The sequence below is a fragment of the Faecalibacterium taiwanense genome (assembly GCF_036632915.2).
Classification (GTDB): domain Bacteria; phylum Bacillota; class Clostridia; order Oscillospirales; family Ruminococcaceae; genus Faecalibacterium; species Faecalibacterium taiwanense.
In genome coordinates, this window is record NZ_CP155552.1 from 1371468 (window position 1) to 1385873 (window position 14406).

Annotated in this window: 16 protein-coding genes; 14 read left to right on the plus strand and 2 right to left on the minus strand. The window is 58.3% G+C overall.

Features of this window, described 5'->3' with window-relative positions:
* Window positions 1–11: 11 nt before the first annotated feature.
* From hemZ to glmS, 14 genes are all read left to right on the plus strand, one after another.
* Entirely contained in the window at window positions 12–1481 is a 1470-nt protein-coding gene (hemZ, locus tag PXT33_RS06940; RefSeq protein ID WP_332376196.1) for a coproporphyrinogen dehydrogenase HemZ, read from the plus strand.
* The gene (locus tag PXT33_RS06945; protein ID WP_005940117.1) at window positions 1447–2409 is read left to right on the plus strand and encodes a uridine kinase; all 963 of its coding nucleotides are present in this window, start codon (window positions 1447–1449) and stop codon (window positions 2407–2409) included. The genes hemZ and PXT33_RS06945 overlap by 35 nt, the downstream gene beginning before the upstream one ends.
* A 169-nt stretch (window positions 2410–2578) precedes the next feature.
* On the plus strand, window positions 2579–2986 hold the full coding sequence (locus PXT33_RS06950; RefSeq protein WP_097774820.1) for a zinc ribbon domain-containing protein: 408 nt from the start codon (window positions 2579–2581) through the stop codon (window positions 2984–2986).
* Between the two features lie 161 nt (window positions 2987–3147).
* Window positions 3148–3858, plus strand: a complete 711-nt coding sequence (locus tag PXT33_RS06955; protein WP_223387844.1) for a MazG family protein — start codon at window positions 3148–3150, stop codon at window positions 3856–3858.
* A gap of 54 nt (window positions 3859–3912) precedes the next feature.
* The gene (locus tag PXT33_RS06960; RefSeq protein WP_005940126.1) at window positions 3913–4182 is read left to right on the plus strand and encodes an HU family DNA-binding protein; all 270 of its coding nucleotides are present in this window, start codon (window positions 3913–3915) and stop codon (window positions 4180–4182) included.
* 70 nt (window positions 4183–4252) lie between these two features.
* The gene (locus tag PXT33_RS06965) at window positions 4253–4510 is read left to right on the plus strand and encodes an RNA-binding S4 domain-containing protein (protein WP_005940129.1); all 258 of its coding nucleotides are present in this window, start codon (window positions 4253–4255) and stop codon (window positions 4508–4510) included.
* Between the two features lie 48 nt (window positions 4511–4558).
* Window positions 4559–4843 (plus strand): YabP/YqfC family sporulation protein, encoded by a 285-nt coding sequence (locus PXT33_RS06970; protein WP_005940132.1) that lies wholly within the window; start codon window positions 4559–4561, stop codon window positions 4841–4843.
* Window positions 4840–5280: a hypothetical protein gene (locus tag PXT33_RS06975; protein ID WP_097774821.1), complete on the plus strand. Its 441-nt coding sequence runs from the start codon at window positions 4840–4842 to the stop codon at window positions 5278–5280. Before PXT33_RS06970 ends, PXT33_RS06975 begins: the two co-directional genes overlap by 4 nt.
* A 30-nt stretch (window positions 5281–5310) precedes the next feature.
* Window positions 5311–5616, plus strand: coding sequence for a septum formation initiator family protein (locus tag PXT33_RS06980; RefSeq protein ID WP_005940137.1), 306 nt, complete (start codon window positions 5311–5313; stop codon window positions 5614–5616).
* A 39-nt stretch (window positions 5617–5655) separates the two neighbouring features.
* Complete coding sequence (locus PXT33_RS06985; protein ID WP_005940140.1) at window positions 5656–6225, plus strand: S1 RNA-binding domain-containing protein; 570 nt, start codon at window positions 5656–5658, stop codon at window positions 6223–6225.
* A gap of 105 nt (window positions 6226–6330) precedes the next feature.
* The gene (locus PXT33_RS06990; protein WP_005940143.1) at window positions 6331–7536 is read left to right on the plus strand and encodes a class I SAM-dependent RNA methyltransferase; all 1206 of its coding nucleotides are present in this window, start codon (window positions 6331–6333) and stop codon (window positions 7534–7536) included.
* A gap of 270 nt (window positions 7537–7806) precedes the next feature.
* The gene (locus PXT33_RS06995) at window positions 7807–8676 is read left to right on the plus strand and encodes a DUF5685 family protein (RefSeq protein ID WP_044953440.1); all 870 of its coding nucleotides are present in this window, start codon (window positions 7807–7809) and stop codon (window positions 8674–8676) included.
* Window positions 8673–9230, plus strand: coding sequence for a hypothetical protein (locus PXT33_RS07000; RefSeq protein ID WP_005940152.1), 558 nt, complete (start codon window positions 8673–8675; stop codon window positions 9228–9230). Before PXT33_RS06995 ends, PXT33_RS07000 begins: the two co-directional genes overlap by 4 nt.
* A 301-nt stretch (window positions 9231–9531) precedes the next feature.
* Window positions 9532–11352: a glutamine--fructose-6-phosphate transaminase (isomerizing) gene (gene glmS, locus PXT33_RS07005; protein WP_332376200.1), complete on the plus strand. Its 1821-nt coding sequence runs from the start codon at window positions 9532–9534 to the stop codon at window positions 11350–11352.
* Window positions 11353–11722: 370 nt separating this feature from the next.
* On the opposite strand, the gene PXT33_RS07010 is transcribed toward glmS, so the two are convergent.
* Both PXT33_RS07010 and PXT33_RS07015 read right to left on the minus strand, forming a co-directional pair.
* A complete protein-coding gene (locus PXT33_RS07010) occupies window positions 11723–12988 on the minus strand; it encodes an AI-2E family transporter (protein ID WP_332376201.1) in 1266 nt (421 codons plus the stop codon).
* A gap of 48 nt (window positions 12989–13036) precedes the next feature.
* Window positions 13037–14383: a butyryl-CoA:acetate CoA-transferase gene (locus tag PXT33_RS07015; RefSeq protein WP_097774826.1), complete on the minus strand. Its 1347-nt coding sequence runs from the start codon at window positions 14381–14383 to the stop codon at window positions 13037–13039.
* Window positions 14384–14406 lie beyond the last annotated feature (23 nt).

Here is a 14406-nt window from a genome sequence, read left to right on the forward strand (position 1 = left end):
GAGTGAACAACATGAAGATTTATATTACCGGCCTGCCTTCCGGCTACGAAGTGGAGCATCTGGTGCGTTTGTTTTACCCCATGGCACCGCTCACCCTCACCCCGCCGGAGAACGCCGAGGACTGCGTCTGGGCAGAAAAAACGCCGGACGGCCTGCATGCACTGGTGCGTCAGGACGGCAGAAGTGCTGAACGACACGCACCGCTGCCCGCGCCTGTGGAACAGGGCGGCGAGACCCCGGAATTCAGCCTTGCCAGCCTGACCTATGATCTGCTGCGGGATTGGACCGGCATCCGCCCGCCATGGGGCAAAATGACCGGTGTGCGCCCGGTGCGGCTCATCCACGACAAGCGCGCCGCAGGCTGGACGGAAGCGGAGATCGACCGCTTCTTCCTTGACCGGTTCGACTGCTCCCAGCAGAAATACCAGATGGCCAAGGCCATTGCCGACCTGCAGGAGCCAATTTTGAAAGTGGGCAATGAACCCGGGACCTACAGCCTGTACATCGGCATCCCGTTCTGCCCGTCCCGGTGTAGCTACTGCAGCTTTGTCAGCTGCAATCTGGACCGCGACCGCAAGATGGTGCAGCCTTATGTGGACTGTCTGTGCAAAGAGGTGGAAGAGATCCGCATTCAGGCAGACAAGGCAGGCCTGAAACTGTGCAGCATCTACATCGGCGGCGGCACGCCCACCAGCCTGTCTGCCGACCAGCTGCGGCAGCTGATGGGCACGGTCCGGGCGAATTTTGACCTCTCGAAGGTCGTGGAATATACGGTGGAGGCGGGCCGTCCGGACTGCACGGATGCCGAAAAGCTGGCGGTCATTAAGGAATACGGCGCTACCCGCATCTCCATCAACCCGCAGACCTTCTCGGACGAGGTGCTGGCGGGCATTGGGCGCAAGCACTCGGCGCAGGACATTCTGGACTGCTATGCCGAAGCGCGCAAGGCCGGTCATGATGATATCAACATGGACCTGATCGCCGGCCTGCCCGGCGACACGGTGGAAAGTTTTGAGCGCAGCCTGCGGCAGGCCATCGCGCTGGACCCGGAGAACATCACCGTGCACACCCTCACCCTCAAGCGCGCTTCCCGCATCGTCATTGAGGACCAGAAGGAAAACGACTACGCTGACGTCGCCGCCATGCTGGAAAAGTGCAATCTGCTGGCCGAGGCGGGTTACCGGCCCTACTACCTCTACCGCCAGAAGAATACTCTGCAGAACCTGGAAAACGTGGGCTGGTGCAAGCCGGGCCACGAGGGATATTACAACATCTATATCATGGAGGAAGTCCAGACCATCCTCTCCGCCGGTGCAGGCGGCAGCACCAAGCTGGTGGCCGACGGCGGAAAACGGATGCAGCGCATTTTCAATTTTAAGTATCCGAACGAATATATCCAGCGTTTTGCGGAGGTGCTGGAACGCAAAAAAGGAGTGGCTGATTTTTATGATCACGATTTGGGTACCCAAACGTCTGGTTGAGATCGATCTGTACAATGTGGCAGCCCGCAGCCCGCAGGCACTTGCCGACCTGAGTGAGCAGAGCTATGCCCAAAGGATAGATTACGCCGCCCAGAAGGTGCAGCTCTCCGGCGCAAAGATCGTCATGCTCACCGGCCCGTCGGCCAGCGGCAAGACCACCAGCGCCCACTGTCTGGCGAAAGCTTTGCAAAAGCGCGGGACTCCGGCGCAGGTGGTCAGTCTGGATAATTTCTTCAAAGGCGCAGAGTTCTATCCGCGCCTGCCGGACGGCACGCTGGACTACGAGAACCCCGATACGCTGGATCTGCCTCTCATCAAGCAGTGCCTGCGGGAGCTGAGCGAGATGGGCAAGACCGTGCTGCCCATCTACGATTTCTCTGCCGAAAAGCGCTCGGCAGAGGTGGAGCCCATCGACCTGCAGGGCGGTGTATGCATCGTGGAGGGCATCCATGCGCTGAACCCGGAGCTGACCGGCCTTGTAAAGGGCGACGACATCTACCGCATCTATGCAGGCCTGCGGGAGGAATACTGCATCGATGGCCGCCGCGTCATCAACACGCAGGATATCCGCCTGTGCCGCCGCACCCTGCGGGACGCTGCAGCGCGCGGCCGCAGCCCGGAAAAGACCCTTGCCATGTGGGACCGCGTGCTGGACGGTGAGACGCGGTATATCAAGGGCTTCAAAACTACGGCAGACTTTTTGCTGGATACCTCCTTTACCTACGAGCTGGGCCTGATCTCCAAGCTGCTGGGCGTGGTGCGCCGTCAGTTCACGCTGGAAGGCCACAATGCGGAGCTGTGGGACGAGACAGCCCGCCGCTTTGAGCATGTGGCACCGCTGGAGCTGGAGCTGCTGCCGGAGGACAGCATGCTGCGGGAATTCTATGGCGGCGCAGCCGACCGCAGGGCACAGAATGCCGATGTGTGAAATTATCGTGTAAATTTAGGCCGAATGCGAAAAAATTGTTTCCAAACCGGCACCAAACTGTAAAAAATGCGGTCCGTTCATTGCAAACGAGCGGCCTGTGCGCTATAATGGAGATAACATCCGCACATGGCCCATGATAAACAGGCCGATAGTAAGAGAGGTGTCTTTTATGGATTTCAACAAGATCAAGGAAATGGGTCTGGAATATGCCGAAAAAGGCAAGAACGCTGCGCTGGACCTGGCCGAAAAGGGCAAGACTCAGGCTTTGATCGTAAATGAGCAGGGCAAGCTGCTCAAGGCACAGCGCCAGTTGGGCGCACTGGTGTACAGTCTGGCCAAGGGCAAGGAAGAAAACCAGCCGCTGGTGGATAAGTATATCGAGATGATCGATAACATCGAGCAGGAGATCGCCCGCCTGAAAGCATCCCTGACCCCGGCGGAAGCTGCCGAGGCGGAATATGTGGTGCACGAGGAAGTTCCTGCTGACCAGCCGGAAGAGCACAAAGCCTGCCCGCAGTGCGGTGCTCCCGTCTCGGACGATGCACTGTTCTGCAACAAGTGCGGTGCACAGCTGTAATAAAACGGTTCAGCAACAGGGCGGCGCTCCCCACAGGGCACCGTCCTGTTTTTGCGAGCGGAAAATGCAGGCGAAATGCGGGAAATTTGCGCACTTTGTCTTGCAAAACTGCATGAGATGCGATACAATATACAGTATCTTTTACAAGGCAGGTGAGCGCTGTGCTGGACTGGCAGCCAAAGGCACCCTATACGGCAGAGCAGCTGCTGGAAATTCTGCGTATCCTGCGGGACCCGGAGAACGGCTGTCCGTGGGATAAGGTACAGACCCATGCTTCCATCCGGAAGAACTTTCTGGAAGAGACCTGCGAAGCGCTGGAGGCCATTGATGCTGACGATCCGCAGTTGATGCAGGAAGAGCTGGGCGATGTGCTGATGCAGGTGGCGTTCCACGCGGTGATCGAAGAAGAGCGCGGGCGCTTTACTTTTGAGGATGTCTGCCGTGAGGTGTGCGAGAAGCTGGTGTTCCGGCATCCGAACATCTTTGCGTCCTCGGCGGCACAAAATGCGGGTATAAACGGCTGGGATGCGCTCAAAAATAAGGAAAAGGGCCGCACCACTCTGGCTGATGAGCTGGGCACAGTGCCGGTTACGCTGCCTGCTTTGATGCGTGCCCAGAAGCTGCAGAAGCGTGCCGACCGCTGCGGGGCAGAGCAGTCTGCGCCGGAAACGGCACGGCAGGCTTTGCGGGCAGCACTGGACGGCTGGAACCGGGAACAGGACGCACAGGCGGCGGGAGAACTGCTGTTTGCTGCGGCCAATGCCATGCGGCTGGCTGGTGTGGACGCGGAGGAAGCGCTGACCTTCGCATCCAAGCGCTATTGTGCAGAACTGCTGGCGCAGAAAGAACAAAGCGGTACTCAGGTCGAGTGACCTGCTCCGATAGAGAAAAAAGAACACCAAGTAACAAATCTGGAGGGTATTTTTATGACGAAGACCGATCTGATCGCACAGGTTGCTGCGAACACTGAGATGAGCAAGAAGAGCGCTGAGCAGGCTGTCAATGCTGTGTTTGAAGCACTGAGCAAGGCCATGTCTGAGGGCGAAAAGATCACCATTTCCGGCTTTGGCACCTTTGAGATGCGTGAGCGCGCCGAGCGTCAGGGCATCAACCCCCGCACCCGTGAGCCGATCACCATTGCCGCTTCCCGCAGCATCGTGTTCAAGCCCGGCAAGTCCCTGAAGGACACCCTGTAAGCTGTATCTGCTTTGCCGCCGCTGCCTGCAAGAGGGTGCGGCGGCTTTTTTTGTGACAGGAGGAAAAACCATGCGTCTGGATAAATATTTGAAAGTTTCGCGTCTGATCAAGCGCCGCACCGTGGCAAACGAGGTGGCCGATGCAGGCCGCATCCTCATCAACGGCAAGATCGCCAAGGCCAGTCAGGCCGTTAAGGCGGGCGACATCATCGAGGTGACCTTCGGCAACCGGCCCATCAAGGTAAAGGTGCTCTCGGATGTGGAGCCGCGCACCAAGGATGTGGCCCGCGAGATGTACGAGATCATTGCGGAGGGCGAGCAGGCATAAAAGCCCCGGTCCGGTGCATAGGATGCACCAGAAAAGGGGAGACGAACCATGCCGGAAAAAACACCCAGAGACCCGCAGCCCGCGCCGCACGATCTGATCTTGGAAAGCCGCGCCCGCCTGACGGTGACCGGTGTGCAGAAGGTACTGCACTGCAATGCCGACAGCGCTGCCATGGAAACGGGCAAGGGCACGCTGCACCTGACCGGGGCGCAGCTGAACATGGCGGCGCTGGATCTGGAGACCGGGGAGGCGAAGTTCACCGGCCGCATCGACACGCTGGAATATACGGCCAGCGCACCGGCGGGCGGTTTTCTGCGCCGCCTGCTGCGATGATCCCGGTACTGCCGCCTGCAGCCCTTGGGCAGGAGATCGCTGCCTGCACGGTGCTGGGAGCCAGTATCGGCGCACTGCGGGCTGTATTCCCGGCCAGAGGTCGTGCAGCTTTTGTGCCGGATCTGGTGTGGATGGGTGCTGTGCTGGCCGCTGTGCAGAGCTACGCAGCAGGGCAGAGCAGTGCCGGTGTTCTGCGCTGGTACATGGCTGCGGCAGCATTTGCCGGTGCCGGTGCAGCAGCCTTTGTGCTGGGTGCACCGCTGCGTGCAGCGGGAGGCGTTTTACAGCGCCGGGTACTCCGGCCGGCAGAGCGGCGGCGCGCCCGGCGGAGAAAGGCGCGCAAACTACGCCGCAGCGCAAAAAGAACTGCAAAAAAGCGCAAAAAGAACTTGCCAAACCAGCGCCGCATGATGTATAATTCATATGTGTTAAAGTAAGAGTCAAATGCAACGGGGGCAGAAGAGATCATGGCAGCACCGGACCGCAGAAAACGCAAGAAGAAAGTGGTCGTTAAAACGCTTGTACGGGTGTTTTTTGTCCTGCTGCTGCTGAGTATGCTGGCAGCATACATTTCCAATCAGGTCACCATCAGCTCCAAACGTGCGGAGCTGGACACGCTGAACGAGCAGATCGCCCAGCAAAAGACTGAAAACGAGGAGATGCAGCGCATTCTCAGCGGCGATGCAGACCAGATCACCGAGTGGGTCGCGCGGGATTCTTACAATTACGCTGCACCCAACGAGCGCATCTTTGTGGATGTGACCGGCAGCTGAATTGCTGCCCATTCTATGGAAAACAAGGAGTATTGAGTTTTGGCAATTGAGGTAGGGAACGTATTCGAGGGCCGCGTCACCGGTGTAAAGCCGTTTGGCGCTTTTGTCGCACTGCCGGAGGGCCGTGTAGGCATGGTCCATATTTCCGAGGTGTCCAACGAGTTCGTGCAGGACATTGCAGCTGTTCTGCACGATGGTGATATCGTCAAGGTGCAGGTGATCAACATTGCACCGGACGGCAAGATCGCGCTGTCCATCAAGCGCCTGCTGCCGCCGCCTCCGCGCCCGGCGCGTGAGGGCAGAGGCCCTGCAGGCGGTCCGCGCTCTGGTGGTCCCCGTCCGGGCGGCCCCCGCGAGGGTGGTCATTTTGGTGCAGGCCGCGGCGGCGCTGGCCGCCCCCCGCGTGAGGGAGGCAGAGGCCCTGCCCGCGACAGCGCACCCCGTGTATGGCAGCCCAAGGCTCCCGTCCGTTCCGATAACATGAGTTTTGAGGACATGATGAGCCGCTTCAAGAGCCAGAGCGAAGAGAAGATGGCCGATCTTGATCACGAGACCAATAACCGCCGCGGCGGTGGTTATGCGCCTCGCGGCCGCGGTGGCCGCCGCTGAGCGGAAAGGCCTGCGCTTTTCAAGCCTGATCAAAATAACGGAAACAGACCTGTCTCATTTGATCGGGCAGGTCTGTTTTTTCCGTAATAAAAGAAAGGAAACACAATGCCTGCAAAATTTGAACTGATCGCGCCCTGCTTTTTTGGGTGTGAATCCACTGCAAAATTTGAGCTGACCCGCATCGGCGCAGAGAATATCCGCGTGGACGATGGCCGTCTGAGCTTTGCCGGCGGCGCAGAGATGATCGCTGCTGCAAACCTCAATCTGCGCACGGTGGAGCGCGTGATGCTGCTGCTGGCCCGCTACAGGGCCGCCACCTTTGATGACCTGTTCGACGGCGTGTACGATATCCCGTGGGAGGAGCTGCTGCCCGCAGACGCAGCCTTTCCGGTCACCGGCTCTTCGCTGAACAGCCAGCTGTCCAGTGTGCCTGCCTGCCAGAGCATCATCAAAAAAGCTGTGGTCAAGCGCCTGATGGCAAAGCACCACACCTCTGTGCTGCCGGAGACCGGCGCGGAGTACAAGATCCGCTTCATGCTGCGCAAGGATCAGTGTGAGATCATGCTGGACACCACCGGCGACGGCCTGCACAAGCGCGGCTACCGCCGCAACGCCATGGAGGCACCCATCCGCGAGACTTTGGCGGCTACCATTGCAGACCTTGGCCGTGTGCGCCGCGACAGTCTGGTGGAGGACCCCTTCTGCGGCAGCGGCACGCTGCTGATCGAAGCTGCTCAGAAAGCCATGAACATTGCCCCCGGTCTGAAGCGCCGCTTTGCCGCCGAGCGCTATGGCTTTGTGCCGGCAGCCATCTGGGCCGAGCAGCGTCAGAAGGCACTGGCCGAGGCCAAGCTGGATGTGGGCTTTGAAGCCTTTGGCTATGATATCGACCCTGCCGCTGTGGCTTTGGCCAACGCCAACGCAAAGCTGGCCGGTGTGGAAAAGCGCTGCCACTTTGAAGTGGCTGATGTGGCCGACTTTGCCGCAAAGCAGGAGGCCATCGTGCTGACGAATCCCCCGTATGGTGAGCGCATGAGCACCATTGAAGGCGCTGCAAAGCTGGCCCGCACGCTGGGCCGGCAGATGGAAGCACACCCCTGCGCAGGCGTGTATGCGATCACTGCCGATATGGATTTTGAGACCCACTACGGCAAGCGTGCCAACAAGCGCCGCAAGATGTACAACGGCATGATCCCCTGCCAGCTGTATATGTACTACAGCGCGCCCAAGTTTGAGCACACTGCAAAGCCGATGCCGAAGTCCGGCTTTGACGGCAAGCGCACTGCACCGAACCGCTTTAACAAGAAGTAATTGAAAAATGTTACCTGCCGCACCGGAGCTGTCCAGTGCGGCTTTTTACATTGCAGCCGGTAATTACCGGAAAAAAACAAAGCAGGGCCTGAATTGGCAGGAGATGGAAATGAACGCAAACACAGGAAGTTTTACGCTGTGTTCCGCGCCATGTGCGGCAAAGATGAGACAAATTCATGCTCTTTTTACAAAGGATGGTTGAACCCGGGCTGAAAATGGATTATACTTACCTTATTATTCTGCGGTTCTTCCGAGGAGGAAAAGGTGCGTATGAAGGGTAGGATGCGGCCATATCTGCCGGAGCTCACCATCCGGGATTACAATATCTACCTGCGCTATCTGCGCGGGGTGCGACGTCAGCTGTACGAGGCGTACGGATTATATTCCTGCCATCTGCTGCGGAGCAACGGCGTGCTGTTTGCCATCCTTTCGGACAGTCTGGCCGGGCGGCAGGCCACTTGCCAGCGCAAGCGGGTCCCGGGCACACTGGCCTGGCGCAGGCTCATGTGCCAGACCCAGGGCATCCGGCTGGCCGCACAGGTGGAGGTGCTGCTGGGCTGGCACAACCTGCAGGACCGCAAATACAGCGAGCTGCGGCCGCTCAAGCGCCTGCGCCGTGCGGTGGACCGTCTGCTGCTGCGCCGCGCCTATGAGCGTGCCGTGCAGGAGAACCCGGCGCTGGAACGGCTGTTCGTGCAGGAGCGGGATCAGGCCGTGGTGCAGATGAATCTGAGCGCCAAGAACTACTCTCTTGCCGCTGAACCCATGAGCAACATTTACGGTGCACTGTATTCCACCCTTGCCACCGACGACCCCAGCCAGCGCAAGAGCATGCGCTACATCGGCAGCAGCATCGGCCGCATTTTTTACCTGCTGGATAAGGCTGAGCGCTTTGAGATGGACAAGAGCAGCGGCCGCTACAACGTGTTCGTAGTCAACGACCTGCGGGGACAGGCTGCGGCGGTGGAGAATGCCCGCCGTCAGGCACTGGCTGCCGCCAACGATCTGATCCGCGTGTACAGTATGCTGGACATCAAATTGAACCGCGGCCTGCTGGATAACATCATGCTGCTTGGCCTGCACCATGCGGTGGAACCGCTGGAAGCCGGTGCTGAGCGCGAAAACTGGGAGATCCCATGAAGCAAAACCATCAAAAAAGCTGGGCCATGGCTTACTGTGGCATTGTGGCGGCGCTGTGCGTCGCACTGATGCTGCTGGGAGCTGTGATCCCCATTGCCATGTTCATTGCGCCTGCAGTGGCAGGCTTCCTTGTTGCCACGGTGTGCGTGGAGTGCGGGATGCAACTGGCTTTGACGGCCTATGCGGCAGTCAGCCTGCTGGCACTGCTGTTCGTGCCGGATAAGGAAGTAGCGCTGATCTTTGTGTTTTTGCTGGGGTATTACCCGCTGGCAAAGCCGAAGTTTGAGCGCATCCGCCCTGCGGTTCTGCGCATTGTCTGCAAGCTGCTGCTGTGCAACGGCACAGTGCTGGCCATGTACGGGCTGGTATTTCTGCTGGTGCCGGCGGGCAGCATTTCGCAGGAGCTGCGCACCACCGCGCTGGCTGTCTCGCTGGCAACGCTGGTCATGGGCAATGTTGCCTTTGTGCTGTACGACCGGGCATTGCATAACATGCTCATGATGTACCGGCTGGTCTGGCGGCCGAAACTTCATAAAACTTTGGGCTGGCGCTGAGCCAGCCTTTGTGCTATAATGGGGCATCAGAAAGGGGAGAGCGCAGCACACAGGTAACGCAAAGCGCCGGGCCACGCGGGTGACAGCCGCGAGGGTGACGAGGAGAGGAATCATCGAAAGATTCGGCGGATGTTTCTCCGGCTGAGGGCTAGACCAGCCGCAGAGAAGGGCAAAAAACGGCAGCAATACCGCAACAGATCCCTTCAAAGAAAGCCATACAAGAACATAAACTGTACTAGGAAGCTGACTGGATATCACTGCGCCTTTTTGCGCGGGAACGGTCGGTATGGAGGTGTTTTGTATGTGTGGCATTGTTGGTTATGTCGGTAAGCGCAGTGCGCAGGACGTGCTGCTGGATGGTCTGGAAAAGCTGGAGTATCGCGGGTACGACTCCGCCGGTGTGGCGCTTGCGCTGGACGGCGGCATCCGCGTGGTAAAAAGCAAAGGACGGCTCACCGCCCTGCGGGAAAAGCTGGCGGCGCAGCAGCTGGCACAAAGCTTCTGCGGCATCGGCCACACCCGCTGGGCTACCCATGGCGAGCCCAGCGATGTGAACAGCCACCCGCATTCGACCCCGCGTGTGAGCATTGTGCACAATGGCATCATTGAAAATTACGGCCTGCTCAAGGAGCGCTTGGCCGCAAAAGGCTATACCTTCCAGAGTGAGACGGACACCGAAGTGCTGGTAAAGTTGATCGACAGCTGCTATACCGGTGACCCGCTGCGTGCACTGCAGCAGGCGCTTGCCAAGGTGCGCGGCAGCTATGCGCTGGCCGTGCTGTTCCGGGATTACCCGGACACCATTTTTGCAGTCAAGCGGGAAAGCCCGCTGATCGTCGGCTGGGGCGAGGGCGAAAACTTTGTGGCTTCGGATATTCCGGCACTGCTCAAGTATACCCGGAAATACAGCGTGCTGGAAGAAGGGGATATGGCCGTCTGCACCACAGAGGGCATCCGCTTTTACAACGAATTTGGTGAGCCGGTGGAGCGCCAGCAGCTGAAGGCGGACTGGGATATGGAAGCTGCCGAAAAGGGCGGCTATCCCCACTTTATGCTCAAGGAGATCAACGAGCAGCCTGCGGCCATTATGGCCACGGTCAGCCCCCGTGTAGAGGACGGACTGCCGGTGCTGCGCATCCCGGAGCTGACCGATGAAGTGCTGCGCGGTATTGGCCGGGTGCATCTGGTGGGCTGCGGTACGGCTATGCATGCCGGTATGGTGGGCAAATCTGCCATCGAAACGTTGGCCCGTGTGCCCGCCGAGGTGGACATTGCCAGCGAGTTCCGTTACCGGGACCCCATTCTGGAAAAGAACGATCTGGTCATCATCATCAGCCAGTCCGGCGAGACCAGCGACACGTTGGCAGCGCTCAAGCTGGCCAAGAGCCGCGGCGTGCCGGTGCTGGCCATCGTGAATGTGGTTGGCAGCTCCATTGCACGTGCCGCAGATTATGTAATGTACACCTATGCCGGGCCGGAGATCGCGGTAGCATCCACCAAGGCGTATATGGTGCAGATGTGCGTGCTGTATCTGTTTGCACTGCGGCTGGCCTATGCGCGCGGACGGCTGAGCGAGGCAGAGACCCGCCGCTTTACGGCCCAGCTGCTGCGCGCACCGGAGGTCATCAAGCCGCGCCTTGCAGATTGTGAGCAGATCAAGTACCTTGCCAGCCGCTATGTGAACACCCAGAGCTGCTTCTTCATTGGGCGCGGGTTCGACTATGCGCTCTCGCTGGAGGGCAGCCTGAAACTCAAGGAGATCAGCTATGTGCACTCGGATGCCTATGCAGCCGGTGAACTGAAACATGGTACCATCAGCCTGATCACCGATGGCGTGCCGGTGATCGCACTGGCCACCCAGAAACAGGTGTACGAAAAGACCATTTCCAATGCCAAGGAGACCCGCAGCCGCGGAGCAAGGGTGCTGCTGTTTACCACAAAGGATGCTGTGGTGCCGGAAGGCGTGGCAGATGCCGTGACCCGGCTGGATGAGTATGAGGATATCCTGATGCCGCTGCAGCTCATTGTGCCGCTGCAGCTGTTTGCCTATTATATGGCTGTTCTGCGCGGCTGTGACGTGGATAAGCCGCGCAATCTGGCCAAGAGCGTGACCGTGGAGTGACGGCATAAAACGCAGCCAGAAAGCCCTGCACGAAACAGAAATAACAAAACAGGACCCGCTCTGAATCACTGAAGTGCATTCTGTCAAGTAGACGAAAAAATAATATAAGGTTTTTGTTCGCCGTTTCCACAAGGAGACGGCGAATTTTTTGTGCAAAATCGGTATCAGGCAGCTCGGTTCATGGCACCGACATGAGCCCGCATCGGCATCTGAATGAACAGACGGTGCTGGCAACGGCGGCTGTTGCAGCAGTCAATCGTGAAGAGTGAGCGCTCTTTCTTGACATGAAAATACCCCCAGAGTACTCAGAGTTTTTGTCTCTGTCTACTCTAGGGGTAGCGTATCACATGGAATGCCGGGGCATTGTGATTTATAGATTATTTGTTTCGACAGGAGGTGCTTCCGATGCAGACGTTTCTACCGGAACATCGTCCTCCGGGTCACCGAAGCTGTCGTGGTAAGTCTGCAGCAGGTCGATCTCCTTGTTGCGCTTCAGGCCGTGGACGACCAGCTTTTTGATCACATCATAGATGACTGCAAACAGCGGCACACCTACGATCATGCCCACAAAGCCCCACAGACCGCCGAACAGCAGGATGGCGAACAGTACCCAGAAACTGGAAAGACCGGTGGTGTTGCCCAGGATCTTGGGGCCGATCACGTTTCCGTCCAGCTGCTGCAGCACCAGAACGAACAGGACGAACCACAGCGCCTTGATGGGGTTCTGAATGAGGATCAGCAGGGTGGCGGGCACGGCACCGATGAACGGGCCGAAGAAGGGGATCACATTGGTCACGCCGATGATCACGGAAACCAGAAGGGCACTGGGGAACTTGAAGATCAGGCAGCCGATATAGCACAGCACGCCGATGATGGCGGAATCCATGATCTTGCCGTTGATGAAGCCGCCGAACATCTTATCGGCGTACTTCACTTCTTCCTTGATCAGCTCTGCCCAGCGGGGCTTGAAGATGCTGTAGAGCACCAGCTTGGCCTGCTGCACAAAGCGCTTGCGGCTGGCCAGCATATACACGGCCACGATGATGCCGATGATCAGGTTCTTGGCCATGGTCACTACGTTCAGCACACCCACTGCGGCACCGCTGACGATGTTCTGCATGGAGGGCAGGAGCCGGGTCTTGATCAGATCATCGATATTGGTGCTGATGGTGGCATAAGCAGAGTTGAGCATGTCCATGATCTGCTGGTTGTTCTCAATGAACTCCACATGATTCGCCCACTGCACGAACTTTGCGAGGTTGCGCTGCGCAGTGTAGTACAGGGTGGTCACGCTGGTAATGAGCTGCGGAATGATCATCATGCACAAAGCGTAGATGAGGAGCAGGCCGAACAGGATGGTCAGCGTAACGGACAGCACATTGACCAGACCATGCATCTTTTCCGGGATGAACCGGCGCAGAAAGCTCTCGATGGTGTTGCACACAGGCTTGAGCAGGTAGGCGATGACGGCACCGTAGATGAACGGCATCAGAATGCCGGTCAGCGTGGAGATGGCATCACCAAAACCATCGAAGCGGTAGATCAGGAAAAAGAAGATGATGCTCAGGGAGATCGCTCCAAATCCTGCCAACATCCCGTAGAGATAGGGCTTGATGTGCGGCTTTTTGTCCATCATGATAGACTCCATTTCAGCCGCGGACAGCAGGAATCCCCGCGGCACTTATCAGATTTTGTTGCTCCTGCGCCAGATGTGCATTTTTTCGGCTTCCTTGATCAGGTCTTCACGGAAGTCGGGATGTGCTACGCTGATCAGAGCTTCAGCCTTTTCCCAGGTGGTCAGGCCCTTCAGGTTCACGCAGCCGTACTCGGTGCACAGGTAGTGGATGTTGGCACGGGTATCGGTGACGATGCTGCCGTTTTCCAGAGTGGGACGGATGCGGCTCTCCAGCTGGCCGGTCTTCTTATTAAAGAAGGTAGAGGACAGGCAGATAAAGCTCTTGCCGCCCTTGGAAAGGTATGCGCCCAGAACGAAGTCCAGCTGACCGCCGGCACCGGAGATGTGCTTGAGGCCTGCAGTCTCGGCGTTCACCTGACCGAACAGGTCGATGTCCACAGCGTTGTTGATGGAAATAAAGTTATCCAGTGCGGAGATGCTGCGGATATCGTTGGTGTAGTCCACGGGTGCAGACATGCACTCCGGGTTATCGTTCAGGTAATCGTACATTTTCTGGGTGCCGGCACCGAAGGCGTAGACCTGACGGCCCTTGTCCAGCTGCTTGCATGCACCGGTGATCTTGCCGGCCTTGGCGATATCCACAAAGGCATCCACATACATTTCGGTGTGCACGCCCAGATCCTTCAAATCGCTCTGTGCGATCAGGCTGCCGATGGCATTGGGCATACCGCCGATGCCCAGCTGCAGGCAGGCACCGTTGGGAATCTGCGGAACGATCAGGTTGGCAACCTTCAGATCCACTTCGGTAGCAGCACCGGGAGCGGCCATCTGGCCGATGGGCGGGTTCTCGCCTTCCACGATGCCGGTGACCTGAGAAATGTGGATGCAGTTCTCCATGCCGCCAAGGCAGCGGGGCATGTTCTTGTTGACCTCAACGATGATCTTCTTGGCTTTTTCGCACACAGCACCCAGATGAGATGCACTGGGGCCGAAGTTGAAGTAGCCGTGCTCGTCCATGGGGGTCACCTGGAACACCGCCACATCCAGCGGATCCGGGCTTTCGCGGTAGTAGCGGGGCAGCTCGGAATAACGGATGGGGGAGTAGAAGGAGAAGCCCTGTGCAATGGCCTTGCGCTCAATGCCGCCCATATGCCAGCTGTTCCATGTCATGTGTGCAGCGGGATCGTCGATCTGGAAGATCGCGGGCACCCACATCAGGATGCCGCCGCGGAAGTTGACACCTTCCAGCTCAGGCAGACGCTTTGCGATCTCGGCATCCACCGCCACAGGGGTGTTCACAGCCCAGCCGTAATCCACCCAGTCACCGCTTTTGACCAGTGCGGCAGCCTGAGCGGCGGTCATTTTCTTCTGAGCATACAGTTCCGTAAAATCCATTATAAACCATCCTCTCCTATAAT

What these genes read in the sequence shown, in the direction of transcription:
- PXT33_RS07000 (WP_005940152.1), top strand. Translation starts at nt 8,673, where the DNA reads ATGAAGCAAAACCATCAAAAAAGCTGGGCCATGGCTTACTGTGGCATT.
- glmS (WP_332376200.1), top strand. Translation starts at nt 9,532, where the DNA reads ATGTGTGGCATTGTTGGTTATGTCGGTAAGCGCAGTGCGCAGGACGTG.
- PXT33_RS06990 (WP_005940143.1), top strand. Translation starts at nt 6,331, where the DNA reads ATGCCTGCAAAATTTGAACTGATCGCGCCCTGCTTTTTTGGGTGTGAA.
- PXT33_RS06995 (WP_044953440.1), top strand. Translation starts at nt 7,807, where the DNA reads ATGAAGGGTAGGATGCGGCCATATCTGCCGGAGCTCACCATCCGGGAT.
- PXT33_RS06970 (WP_005940132.1), top strand. Translation starts at nt 4,559, where the DNA reads ATGCCGGAAAAAACACCCAGAGACCCGCAGCCCGCGCCGCACGATCTG.
- PXT33_RS06960 (WP_005940126.1), top strand. Translation starts at nt 3,913, where the DNA reads ATGACGAAGACCGATCTGATCGCACAGGTTGCTGCGAACACTGAGATG.
- PXT33_RS06950 (WP_097774820.1), top strand. Translation starts at nt 2,579, where the DNA reads ATGGATTTCAACAAGATCAAGGAAATGGGTCTGGAATATGCCGAAAAA.
- PXT33_RS06945 (WP_005940117.1), top strand. Translation starts at nt 1,447, where the DNA reads ATGATCACGATTTGGGTACCCAAACGTCTGGTTGAGATCGATCTGTAC.
- PXT33_RS06975 (WP_097774821.1), top strand. Translation starts at nt 4,840, where the DNA reads ATGATCCCGGTACTGCCGCCTGCAGCCCTTGGGCAGGAGATCGCTGCC.
- PXT33_RS06980 (WP_005940137.1), top strand. Translation starts at nt 5,311, where the DNA reads ATGGCAGCACCGGACCGCAGAAAACGCAAGAAGAAAGTGGTCGTTAAA.
- hemZ (WP_332376196.1), top strand. Translation starts at nt 12, where the DNA reads ATGAAGATTTATATTACCGGCCTGCCTTCCGGCTACGAAGTGGAGCAT.
- PXT33_RS07015 (WP_097774826.1), bottom strand. Translation starts at nt 14,383, where the DNA reads ATGGATTTTACGGAACTGTATGCTCAGAAGAAAATGACCGCCGCTCAG.
- PXT33_RS07010 (WP_332376201.1), bottom strand. Translation starts at nt 12,988, where the DNA reads ATGATGGACAAAAAGCCGCACATCAAGCCCTATCTCTACGGGATGTTG.
- PXT33_RS06965 (WP_005940129.1), top strand. Translation starts at nt 4,253, where the DNA reads ATGCGTCTGGATAAATATTTGAAAGTTTCGCGTCTGATCAAGCGCCGC.